This is a genomic window from Paraglaciecola sp. 2405UD69-4 (assembly GCF_047525415.1).
Classification (GTDB): Bacteria; Pseudomonadota; Gammaproteobacteria; order Enterobacterales; family Alteromonadaceae; genus Paraglaciecola.
Genome location: NZ_JBLIXM010000004.1, coordinates 194,788 through 206,943, shown reverse-complemented (window position 1 = coordinate 206,943; position 12,156 = coordinate 194,788). Strand labels below are relative to the sequence as shown.

General features: G+C 40.1%; 11 protein-coding genes. All 11 read left to right on the top strand.

Annotation, left to right across the window (positions count from 1 at the left end; translation table 11 throughout):
• Nucleotides 1-38 precede the first annotated feature (38 nt).
• The 11 genes from ACMUMK_RS14885 to rng all read left to right on the top strand — a co-directional run bounded on the left by ACMUMK_RS14885 (nt 39) and on the right by rng (nt 12,139).
• Nucleotides 39-560 carry a prepilin-type N-terminal cleavage/methylation domain-containing protein gene (locus tag ACMUMK_RS14885; RefSeq protein ID WP_414701930.1) on the top strand — a complete coding sequence of 174 codons (522 nt, stop codon included), beginning with the start codon at nt 39-41 and terminating at the stop codon, nt 558-560.
• A gap of 84 nt (nt 561-644) precedes the next feature.
• Nucleotides 645-1,196 (top strand): prepilin-type N-terminal cleavage/methylation domain-containing protein, encoded by a 552-nt coding sequence (locus tag ACMUMK_RS14880; RefSeq protein ID WP_414701929.1) that lies wholly within the window; start codon nt 645-647, stop codon nt 1,194-1,196.
• On the top strand, nt 1,183-1,764 hold the full coding sequence (locus tag ACMUMK_RS14875; protein ID WP_414701928.1) for a type IV pilus modification PilV family protein: 582 nt from the start codon (nt 1,183-1,185) through the stop codon (nt 1,762-1,764). The genes ACMUMK_RS14880 and ACMUMK_RS14875 overlap by 14 nt, the downstream gene beginning before the upstream one ends.
• The gene (locus ACMUMK_RS14870; RefSeq protein ID WP_414701927.1) at nt 1,764-2,642 is read left to right on the top strand and encodes a type II secretion system protein J; all 879 of its coding nucleotides are present in this window, start codon (nt 1,764-1,766) and stop codon (nt 2,640-2,642) included. Before ACMUMK_RS14875 ends, ACMUMK_RS14870 begins: the two co-directional genes overlap by 1 nt.
• Complete coding sequence (locus ACMUMK_RS14865) at nt 2,632-3,075, top strand: pilus assembly PilX N-terminal domain-containing protein (RefSeq protein WP_414701926.1); 444 nt, start codon at nt 2,632-2,634, stop codon at nt 3,073-3,075. Before ACMUMK_RS14870 ends, ACMUMK_RS14865 begins: the two co-directional genes overlap by 11 nt.
• On the top strand, nt 3,072-7,400 hold the full coding sequence (locus ACMUMK_RS14860) for a DUF6701 domain-containing protein (RefSeq protein WP_414701925.1): 4,329 nt from the start codon (nt 3,072-3,074) through the stop codon (nt 7,398-7,400). Before ACMUMK_RS14865 ends, ACMUMK_RS14860 begins: the two co-directional genes overlap by 4 nt.
• Nucleotides 7,401-7,611: 211 nt before the next feature.
• A complete protein-coding gene (locus tag ACMUMK_RS14855; protein WP_133469822.1) occupies nt 7,612-8,658 on the top strand; it encodes a rod shape-determining protein in 1,047 nt (348 codons plus the stop codon).
• A gap of 110 nt (nt 8,659-8,768) precedes the next feature.
• Complete coding sequence (mreC, locus tag ACMUMK_RS14850; protein WP_414701924.1) at nt 8,769-9,626, top strand: rod shape-determining protein MreC; 858 nt, start codon at nt 8,769-8,771, stop codon at nt 9,624-9,626.
• Nucleotides 9,623-10,099, top strand: a complete 477-nt coding sequence (mreD, locus tag ACMUMK_RS14845; protein WP_414701923.1) for a rod shape-determining protein MreD — start codon at nt 9,623-9,625, stop codon at nt 10,097-10,099. Before mreC ends, mreD begins: the two co-directional genes overlap by 4 nt.
• Before the next feature lie 2 nt (nt 10,100-10,101).
• Nucleotides 10,102-10,686, top strand: coding sequence for a Maf family protein (locus tag ACMUMK_RS14840; protein ID WP_414701922.1), 585 nt, complete (start codon nt 10,102-10,104; stop codon nt 10,684-10,686).
• Entirely contained in the window at nt 10,676-12,139 is a 1,464-nt protein-coding gene (rng, locus tag ACMUMK_RS14835) for a ribonuclease G (protein WP_414701921.1), read from the top strand. The genes ACMUMK_RS14840 and rng overlap by 11 nt, the downstream gene beginning before the upstream one ends.
• Nucleotides 12,140-12,156 lie beyond the last annotated feature (17 nt).

Here is a 12,156-nt window from a genome sequence, read left to right as displayed (position 1 = left end):
ACAGCATAACTAATGATTTTCCTTTGAGGATTTAAAAGATGAAACAGCAACAAAGTGGCTTTACATTAATCGAACTAATTATTGTTATTGTAATTTTAGGTATTTTAGCGGTAACTGCAGCACCTAAATTTATCGATATACAAGGAGATGCTAAATCTTCAACCCTAGAAGGCGTAAAAGCAGCACTTCAAGGTGGAGCACAATTAGTTTATGCAAAATCAGCAATAGCCGGTTATCAAAAAAATCCAAATGATGATGATGCTTCAACAACTACAGACGAAGTAACTGTTAGTGGTACATTGATTCAAACAGAGTATGGATACCCACATGCAGACAGCATGACAATAGCTATGCTATCTGGTTGGGTTGATTTACCAACAACTGATTGGACTTTAACAGTAGGTGATGCGGGAGCCACTACCCCAGCCGCTGGTACTTTTGGAATTGCTGCTGGAACAAGTGCGCCAGACTATTCGTCTGATACATGCCATGTAATTTACACGAATGCAGTTGATCAAAACTCATCTCCAGTCATAACTACAGTAACATCAGGCTGTTAGTAAAGATTACTCAAGTAAAGGGGGCTTATGCTCCCTTTTCTGTTTTATGATGTTAATGCAACATTCATATAACAGGCTTTAGCAATGACAACTAGTGAACTCAAACCCAAATCAAGCAATCAAGGTTTTACTTTGATTGAGTTAATTATTGTCATATTGATTGTTAGTGTTTTGGCAATTTCTGTTTTTGTGCGCTTTAACGGCAATACAGGTTTTGCAGAATATACTTATCAAGCTAGATTAATCTCCTCCCTACGTAACTTACAAAATAGAGCATTATTTGACACACGAGAAAATTACTGCTTTCAAATAAACTTCGATCTAGCTTTACCTGCATTTGGGCCGCCTACTCTGAACTATACGAACGGCAACGGGAGTGATACCTGTGAAACCAGCATCGATTTCAATAACCCTGATTATCTTACAACCACTGCATTAGAGATGTCTGAAAATGACATCAGTTTAACAACAGTGGGAGATAACAATACTAGTTTTAGTTTGTTACGCTTTGATAGTTATGGACGACCTTTTTCCGATAGCACTACATGCCTCAATACCTGCAAAATTACCCTAACCGGTGAAGCTACAATAAGCGTTTGTATCGAGTCAGAAGGTTATATTCATGCCTGTGAATAAGGTAAAAGGGTTTACTCTTATAGAACTAATAATAGGCATGATTGTATTTGCCATAGCCCTTGTCGCTTTTACTAGTTTGATCATGCCGCAAGCAAAGCGCAGTGTAGACCCAATATTTCAAGTGCGCGCTGCAGAGCTTGGTCAATCATTTATTAACGAAATTACCGCTAAAGCCTTTGACGAGCAATCAAACAAAGTGGGTGGCCAAGCCCGTTGTAATGAACTAGACGAAACAGGAACATTTCAAGCTTGTACTCCTAGTGAAGCACTAGGCCCTGAAGAGTCAAACCGCAGTAGCTTTGATGATGTTGATGATTACCACGGCTTAAATGTTGCTGATGAAGCCATTAAAAATGCCTTAAATGAAGACATAACATTGAACAACAAAACATTATATATCGGCTATGCCGTTACTATATCGGTTGTTTACGATGACAATATGAACGGCATAAATGACGCCATTGAAACGGGAGCAAGCTACAATGGAAATTCAAAGCTTATTACCATAAATATCATTACTCCTAATAATGAAACCATAGTGTTTTCATCTTACAGGAGTAACTTTTAGTGAAATCTAAGTTATTAAAAAACAAAGGATTTACATTAATTGAGTTAATCACCGTCATTATCGTATTAGGTATCGTCTCAGTCGGTCTGTCGAGCTTTATTCGTACGGGTTTAGGAATTTACACAGACGCAAAAGAACGAGAGCAAGTATTAACTGAAAGTCGCTTTGTAGTAGAACGTCTTAATAGAGAAATTAGAGGAGCAATACCCAATAGTATACGCGTCGCAACCAACTCAAGTAATAGCATACAATGCATTGAATTTGTTCCGGCGGCTTGGGTAAGCTTTTATACCACACTTCCCGTTTTGCCCGATTCAGCAAGCACAATGAAAACCGTAGAAGTTGCAAATAATCCAGAAAATTACACTTTCTCAATAGGTGATTTTGCTGTGGTTTATCCAACCATGGATGCAGATGATGCTGACGACAATGACTTTAATGACAGTGCCGATGTATACGACCTAAGCCGAAACAAGCGTAAAGCAATTTTAAGTTGTGATAACGGTAACGGTGAGGCTTGCAACATATCCGATGGGACTGAATTTACCTCTGAATTCACTGTAAGTGGAGCATTTGCTGACTATTCACCAGCTTCAAGGGTATATTTTGTTAATCATGCCATTAGTTATTGTGCACATAGCAACGGAAACATATATCGCATACAAGACACAATAAACCCCTCACAAACAATTTATAACTCTGGTGTTTTAATGGCTGAAAATCTGAAAAATGACTTCAATAATGCCAATGAGCGCCCTTTTACAATCTATGCTGCTACTTTGAGCAGAAATAGCTTAGTTCAGCTGTTGTTAACCTTCGAAAACAATGAAGAAGTCATTAACTATAGCAATGAGGTACATATTCCGAATGTTCCTTAACTATAAGCAGATACCTCAAAATAGTCAGTCAAAACAAAAGGGTAGCATGCTAGTCATGGCTTTATTCGCTATCATAGTATTAAGCCTGCTAGGGCTGACGGTAACGCGCTTGTTATCGTCCACCACGAATAGCGTTGTTTATGAAGTGTTAGGACAACAAGCCTTAAATGCCGCCCGTACTGGTATGGAATGCAAAATATCAGAACAATTTCCCATTAGTGGAGCAGTCAATTGCAGCGATCCCGATAGCAAAGATCTCTCAGGTATACCTGGCTTAAATAACTGTAGCTACACCACGTCTTTAGATAATTTTACCGTTGTGGATGGAGGTAAGTCATTCAATTACAGTAAATTTAGTAGCACTGGGCAGTGCTCTGGAGGCTTAGTCATAGTTAGCCGAACAATATATGTCGATGCGAAGGTAGAGTTATGAAATTAACCCGTAAAATATTGGTGCTTCTAATATCATCTTTAACTCAATTTAGTATTTTAGCGACTGAGTGCACTGCTGTTTTCCCCGATGGAGCATCAACTCACAGTGATAATGGCAAAATTTTCTTTGGATACAATGCCCAACTAATTGGTAGTGAAGATAACCTCCTAGCTACGAGTGCTATTAGTAAAAATAGTGGCTCGATAAAAGGCACCTGTGAAATCATAGATTGTGTTGCAACAGGCAGCCCATCAACACCTGCAGAAGTAGTGACATTTCAAACTTCATCTAGTTCGCAAGATATAAATTTGAACTACCGAGATACAGTTATTGTAGGCGATGGCGCATATCAAGATAATGAATTTGATGACATTAATCGCAATAACGCTTCTGAAGCAGTTATTAGGTTCTCCACTAACCATACTGAGTATTTTGTTGACAGACTTACTCTAGCCTATAGAAATACCTTGTATCTGCAGGCAGGTTCGACCTATTGGATTAATCAACTCAATTTAAATCAATCTGAAATCATTGTTGAAGGGTCAGGCACCGCCAACTTATATGTCAATCAACCACTAAACTTCCCCTCGCCAATGTTGGTTAACTCCCCATCCATAAATAATTCAGGAGACGCTAGTAAGCTTGTCATGCGGGTATTCTCCAACGTTTTTTTCAACAACAATACAACTTTTACTGGCAGCTTGTATGTAGATGGAGATTTAAATTTAAGCTCTTCAAGCTATATTTTTGGCGCGGTAAGTGCCGAAGATATTGAGCTAGGCACAGATTCAACTATCACCTATCAAGGTGATGAAATATCGGATACTGACTTTGGCGGAATATGTAACGCCAATATTTTACCTGTAGCTGAATACCGCCTTGATGAATTTAGCTATAGTGATGTGGATGATGAAGTTATTGAAAGCATTGGTGGATATCATGGCAGAGCTAAGTCCTCACAACCCATAGATGGAAAGTTATGTAACGCCATAGACTTAAGTGCCTCGGGTACAAGTGATTATATTATCTTAGATGAAGATATTTTAACCGGTAGAACTGATTTTACTGTTTCAATCTGGTCTAAAACAAGTAAACAATCGAGCCAAAGTATTCTGTCTGGTGCCGGAGAAAATCGTAATGATTTCTTGATGTGGTTTACCGACAAAGATTCATTCAGGCCCTACTTAAAAGATCGTCAAAACGGCAGTATTACTACAACAACGATAGCCGATAATGAGTGGCATCACTTAGTATGGACCAGAGAAGGTAACCAAAGCTGTATATATCGAGATTCAGTACTACAAGGTTGCGTCACTCAATCCCGGGATCCCCTAGAGATCCAAAGTCTAATCTTAGGCCAAGAACAAGACAGTATTGGAGGGAGATTTTCCTCATCACAAGCTTATGATGGTTTACTAGATGAATTATTAGTGTTTGATGGTGCCTTAAGTCAGAATGAAATTACATCAATCTATACAAACCAAAACTCTGGACTCAACTATGATGGAACAGCGCGAAAATGCCCTTCTAAACCGATAGTAGAGTATCGCTTTGATGAGCAAAGCTGGAACGGTACAACTAACGAAGTATTAGACAATATCGGAGAAATAAACGGAACCTCTGTTGCAGGCGCCAACACAATAACTGATGGACAAGTTTGCAGAGCTGGAACCTTTGACGGAAACAATTATATTAATACCCCAGGAATTTCAGATCCATTAAGTACCACAGCTAGTTTTGCATTTTGGATAAAAACACGACAGGTAGGCCTAGTTACAGCTTGGCTTGCCCCTGGAATAGTAGGCACTGAACACAGAGGCGGTGCCAATGATATTTTTTGGGGGTATCTAGATAAAGATGGGTATATTCGTTTACAAAGGGGAAACGGTGTATCCATAGATTCTATAACGGCTGTAAATGATGGAAATTGGCATCATGTAGCCATGACATGGGACAGTGAGACTGGTGCAGTACAAACATTTATAAATGGAAAATTAGAAAATAGTGGTATTACAACTGCTGGTAATGTGACAAGAACATTTTCCAGTATTGGTAGAATAGAAAACAGCTTCAGTGATTCCAACTTTATAGGAGAATTAGATGAACTCCTTATTTTTGACACTGTCATTTCAGAAAGTAGAGTGAATTCTATCTACAACAATCAACTAAATGGTAAAAACTATGACGGGAGCGAGCGGATCTGCCCGCCACCTCCAGTCGATCACTACGAAATCCATCACGATAGTAATGGTTTCACCTGTGAATCCGAATCAGTCACCATCAAGGCCTGCGCTAATGAAGATTGTACAGAGCTTTATACAGATATCGTATCGTTGACACTTTCTCCCTCAGGTTGGGAAGGTGGTAACGAAATAAGCTTTACTGGTGGGCAGACCACAGCAAACTTAAGTATCACTGATGAAGGCACAGTTGAATTGGGTAAAACTGTTGCTGTACCTGACGTTGATTTAGTTTGTTACAACGGCGCAACAGAAACATGCGAAATGACATTCTCTAATGCTGGATTTGAGTTATTTGGTGAAAACATTGGAGACCCGTTACCAGATCAAGTATCAGCCAGTAATTTTAGTAATGTTAATATACGGGCAATAAAAGATAATTTAGGGGTATGTGAAGCGCTTTTAGTGGGAGAACATGACATCTCTGTTAACTATAATTGCTCATCACCTAGTAGCTGCGTAACACCATTTGCAGGGATCCCCATCACAAACCCCGCAGGTGATAATACAGGTACTTTAGCAGTTGAGTTTAATAGTGAGGGGATCGCATCGCTATCAAGTTATAACTACCCTGATGCTGGGCAAGTAAACCTATCCGTAAGCGCTGTCATTGAAGGGGTAACATTTAATCAGTCGGATATTGAGCCCCTTGATAACTACCCAAGTTATTTAAGTCTCAACGTACTTGAATCTGAACTGGTTTATGGGGGTAGCGCAAATGAAGACAACTATGTTGCAGGCGAACCTTTTACCTTTATCGTTGGGGCTTATGGCGTAAATGATCAGCTTCTACCCAATTATCAAGGACAAGAACCGCAAATAAAAGTGGCAAGGCTGGCTCCCGCTACTTCCGGTCAAAATGGTATTTTTAGTTATTCATCTAATGGAAATACAAATGCAACCCTTTATGCAAGTTTCAATGATGCCTTAGGCTTAAACTTTAGTGGTGGTGAGCATAGATTCGCAACTAGCTATTATGATGAAGTTGGCAGAATAGAAATTGACATTAGGGACAACAACTATTTAGACAATACCATAGTGACAAATGACACCTTGATACTGGGAAATTTCTACCCTGCATATTACAAAGCATCTATTTTACAAACCCCTGCTCTGGCTGATACCTGCAGCGTATTTAGTTACATAGGGCAAGAAATTAGCTTTGATACAAACCCTGAAATCACTATTCAGGCTTACAACGCCTTAGATCAAGTAACGAGTAACTACAGTGCCAATCTATGGAAATTTTATCCAAATGAAGCCCACTTAGAAAATAATTTGAGTTATATGGATAGCTCAAGCTATAACACAGTGGGATCAGCTCAGGTCTTAGACCAAGGCGATGAGCCTTTAGTTACAAGCATCAATAATTACGATGGCACGGGCACGCTTACCATAGAAAATGGACTCTTTATGTATGACAAGGTTAATCCAACCACCTTGCAAAAATATGGGCCTGTATCTCCGTTTGAAGCCTCAATCGATTTAGTATTTGCTAGTGACTTTTTTACTCATTCTTTTACTGATCAAAATGGCAACCTTGACAACATATGTTATCAAGCCAGCTATACCAGTAATACGTGCCTTAATTTAACCATTAGCGATATAACTGGCACCGAAATGCGTGACGGCCGCTTAGCATTAGAGAGTACCTATGGGCCTGAAACTGAAGCCCTTAACGTCCCAATAAAAGCTGAGTACTTTAATAATGGTCAATGGCTACTTAATTCAGATGACAGCAATTGCACTAGCATTGCATTTCAAGAAAGTGCAAATCATTTGAGCCTATCTAGTGCAGGTAGTACTGATTTAACAGATGATATTGCCTCTATTTCTAGTACAGGAAGTTTATTATTTGGAGTCGCGGATGACAGCAGTGATTTATTATTAAACGCACCTGGAACTGTGGGCGAACTGATACTGCAATTGGACCCTGTAAATGATCCAACAGGCTGGGCGACCTATCTAAACTTTGATTGGGATGGAGATGGAGACATAGATACGGACGATAAGCCGCAAGCCACAATCACCTTCGGATTATTCAGAGGTAATGACAAAGTCATCCAATGGCGCGAACTATTCTAAAATCACTTTGCGAAAAATCAGGTAGGCCATAAATATTACCCGTTATATTTTCATGATTTGTGGAGAATTGTTCATTTTCTCTGCAAATCTTGAAAATTCTCTATAAACCACGTTTTTTATCCTATGGTTGTTGCACTACACTTGCCCAAACCAGAGTGCATTGGTACAGTTAGCGCAATATTTAACTTATCAATCAAAGTGCGGTTTTTTCATGTTTAAAAAGCTTCGGGGAATGTTTTCCAACGATTTGTCAATCGACCTCGGTACTGCAAATACCCTTATTTATATTAAAGATCAGGGCATAGTTCTAAATGAACCTTCTGTTGTTGCAATTCGCCAAGAGCGAACTGGCGGCCCTAAAAGTGTAGCGGCTGTGGGTGTTGAAGCAAAACAAATGTTAGGCCGAACGCCTGGTAATATTAAAGCTATCAGACCAATGAAAGACGGCGTAATAGCCGACTTTTACGTGACCGAAAAAATGCTTCAGCATTTTATAAAACAAGTACATGACAATAATTTTTTACGCCCTAGCCCTAGGGTACTAGTGTGCGTGCCTTGCGGTTCAACTCAGGTTGAGCGCCGTGCTATCAGAGAGTCAGCGTTAGGCGCCGGAGCCCGTGAGGTGTATCTAATCGACGAACCTATGGCTGCAGCAATAGGCTCAGGGTTACCTGTATCTGAAGCTACTGGCTCCATGGTTGTTGATATAGGTGGTGGTACAACCGAAGTCGCCATAATTTCACTGAACGGTATTGTGTACTCTTCTTCTGTGCGTATCGGTGGTGATAAATTTGACGAGGCTATAATTTCATACATACGTCGTAACTTTGGTTCTCTAATTGGTGAAGCGACCGCTGAGCGTATCAAGCATGAAATCGGTGCAGCCTATCCAGGTGAAGAAGTAAAAGAAATCGAAGTTCGTGGTCGTAACTTAGCAGAGGGGGTTCCTCGCAGCTTCACTCTTAACAGCAACGAAATTTTAGAAGCACTGCAAGAGCCACTAACAGGGATTGTATCTGCTGTAATGGTAGCACTAGAGCAATCTCCTCCAGAATTAGCTTCAGACATTTCTGAGCGTGGCATGGTGTTGACTGGTGGTGGAGCACTTCTTAAAGACTTAGACAGATTATTGATGGAAGAAACAGGCATTCCTGTTGTCATTGCAGATGATCCTCTAACTTGTGTTGCAAGAGGCGGCGGTAAAGCTTTTGAAATGATAGATATTCATGGGGGCGACCTCTTCAGTTACGAAGAGTAGTGTGGTGCAAGTCTAACGTTGTTAGGTGGCGTAACGCCACCTAATGTCATATCACCTTATCGTCAATCATCACTCAGCAAGAGTTTAAAGCACTTAATCAAGGCCCATAAATGAACTTGATGTTTTCCCAAGGACCTTCTCTCCCTAACAGGTTAGTACTAGGGTTACTGGTATCTATTTTTCTTATCTTGTTTGATCATAAATTAAATGGTTTTGCGACAACTCGTGTTTACCTCAACTCATTTGTTAGCCCTTTACAATACTTAGCAAATTTACCCGGAGAGTTACTCAGTGCCAGTGCTGGGCGTTTAGTTTCCCATGAGCAACTGTTCAAAGAAAATGCACAGTTAACCCGAGAAGCATTATTAATGAGCGAACAACTCCAAAAGCTCAAATTCTTAGAAGCAGAAAACGATCGCCTTCGTAGCTTATTAAACTCCCCTGTAAAGCATGACAGACGTCGTGAAGTTGCAGAGCTCATGGCTGTGGATAATAACCCTTACAGCTTGCAAATCACCATTAACAAAGGCGCATTAAATGGCGTGTTTGAAAATCAGCCGGTACTAGACGATAGGGGAATAGTTGGGCAAATCATGCAAGTAGGTTCAACCAACAGCCGGGTACTACTTATCACAGATGTCACTCACGCTATCCCCGTAAGGGTGGCAAGAAACAACGTACGTTTGATTGCCTCTGGAACCGGCAGCCTAGATGAACTAATTATTCAACATGTCCCTCATAGTACAGACCTAAAAGAAGGAGATTTACTATTATCTTCAGGCTTAGGAAATGTTTTCCCTGAGGGTTACCCTGTGGCTGAAATCACCTCAATTATTAGTGACGATGGCCGCCCATTTTTAAAAGTAAAAGCCAAGCCAATTGCGCAATTAGACCGCCTTAAATACCTGCTACTGTTATGGAGTGAAACCACAAGCAGCTCGCAGCTTGAAGAGGAAGTCACCCTTTGAGTTTACGTACCTATACCATTCCCCTAAGCATAATCATTGCCCTAGTATTGCAAATAACCCCCATGCCAGCAGTAGTGGACTTGTACCGGCCAGAATGGGTTTTATTAGTTTTAAGTTACTGGGCTCTAGCACTACCTAACCGAGTAAGTGTGGGTGTCGCATTTATTACAGGGCTAATCTTAGATATTTTGTTAGGCACAAGTATGGGCATTCATAGTTTTGCCATGTGTCTGTGTATCTATATTTTAGCGGCTAATTACCAGCGCCTACGAAATTACTCAGTTTGGCAACAGTCAATGATCATAGGGATAATTTGTGCTCTGTATAATTTAGTGGTTTTCTGGTTTCAGCACTTACTTACCGATATTTATTTTTTATTCGATTATCTATGGCCCGTAGCTAGCTCTATGGTTATTTGGCCTTGGCTATTTTGGCTGTTACGCAAGATCCGCCGCCAACTAAGATTAAAGTAACCATGTTAAATCAACCCACTCTTATCCTTGCCTCACAATCTCCTAGACGAGCAGAGCTGTTAAAACAAATTCAAATTCCTTTTGTACAAAGGGCTGTAGATATAGACGAAACCCCATTTAAAGACGAAAAACCTGAACTTTATGTGCTCAGAATGGCCCTAGAAAAGGCAAAAGCATCGTTACAGCAAGGCGAAAGTAATGATGTTGTTTTAGGGTCTGATACTGCAATTGCTTTCAATGGTGAAATTTTTGGTAAACCTAAAGACCAAGAAGATTCAAAACGCATGCTAAGTATGTTGTCTGATAGTACTCATCAGGTATTAACCGCTGTTGCAATAGTAACAAGCACTCAACATAAACACATAGTTGTACCAACACAGGTAACATTTGGTCCATTAAGTCAGGCTCAGATAAAGCAATATTGGCTAACGGGAGAGCCTCAAGATAAAGCGGGAAGTTACGCTATTCAGGGGTTAGGAGGACAATTTGTGAAACATATTCAAGGTAGCTATAGTGCCGTGGTGGGATTACCTTTATATCAAACTAAAACCTTATTGGCTGACCTAGGGATAACCCATGAGTGCTGAATTATTAATAAATGTTACTCCTTCAGAATCAAGAGTGGCTTTGATTGAAAATGGCATACTTCAAGAAATACATATCGAGCGACATACCAAGCGTGGCTTAGTAGGCAATATCTATCGCGGTAAAGTCAGCCGGGTACTTCCAGGTATGCAAGCCGCTTTTGTAGATATTGGTCTAGATAAAGCTGCATTTTTGCATGCCTCAGACATTGCTTTTCACAGTGAAATAGAAGAAGCAGTCTCTCCAAATGATATTGTAAAGCCAGATATTCGTGAACTAGTCAGGGATGGTCAAAACATAGTTGTACAGGTTGTAAAGGACCAGATAGGCACTAAAGGTGCCCGTTTAACAACAGACATCACTATCCCTTCTCGATATTTAGTTTTCATGCCCAGCGTAGAGCATGTAGGCGTTTCTCAGCGTATCGAAGAAGAAGAAGAAAGAGATAGATTAAAAAAGATAGTTCAAGACTTTTGCAGTGAAGACGGAGGCTTTATTTTACGTACCGCAGCAGAGGGCGTTAAAGAACAAGAATTAATCCAAGATGCCAAATTCTTACGCCGCCTTTGGGAAAAAATTGGTTCGCGCTTAAAAAACAAAACCCATATTCTTTATGAAGATTTACCCCTAGCTCGCCGAGTATTAAGGGACTTTGTGGGAACCGACCTAGACCGTATTCGAGTCGACTCCAAACTCTGCTTCCAAGAACTCCAACAATTTACAAAAGACTATGTCCCAGAGCTTAATAAGCTACTTGAATACTACCCTGGTGACCGTCCAATATTCGATTTGTATGATGTTGAAAACGAAGGGCAACGAGCTTTAGAGCGTAGGGTTGATTTAAAATCTGGCGGTTATTTAATTATCGACCAAACTGAAGCTATGACGACTATAGACATCAATACAGGTGCATTTGTTGGACATAGAAATTTAGAAGAAACCATTTTTAATACCAATATCGAAGCGACTCAAGCCATTGCAAGGCAGTTAAGACTAAGAAATTTAGGTGGCATGATACTCATCGACTTTATTGATATGACAGTTGAAGATCATAAAAGAAGGGTAATGCACAGCCTTGAAGTTGCCACAGTTAACGATAGAGCTAAAATCAATATTCATGGTTTTACATCTCTAGGATTAATTGAGATGACACGGAAACGAACCCGTGAAAGCCTAGAACACGTACTTTGTGGTGAATGCCCAGTATGTAAAGGACGAGGCACAGTAAAAACCATAGAAACAGTATGCTTTGAAATTATGCGTGAAATTGTAAGAGTCAATCGAGCATACGATGCAGATATGTTTGTGGTGTACGCAGCACCTAAGGTATCTGAAGCCTTATTAGGCGAAGAATCACATATGCTGGCAGAGTTAGAACTATTTGTAAGTAAGCAAATCAAAGTACACAGTGAACCCCTATATAGCCAAGATAAATTTGACGTAGTGATGATGTAATTGAGCCGAAAACCACA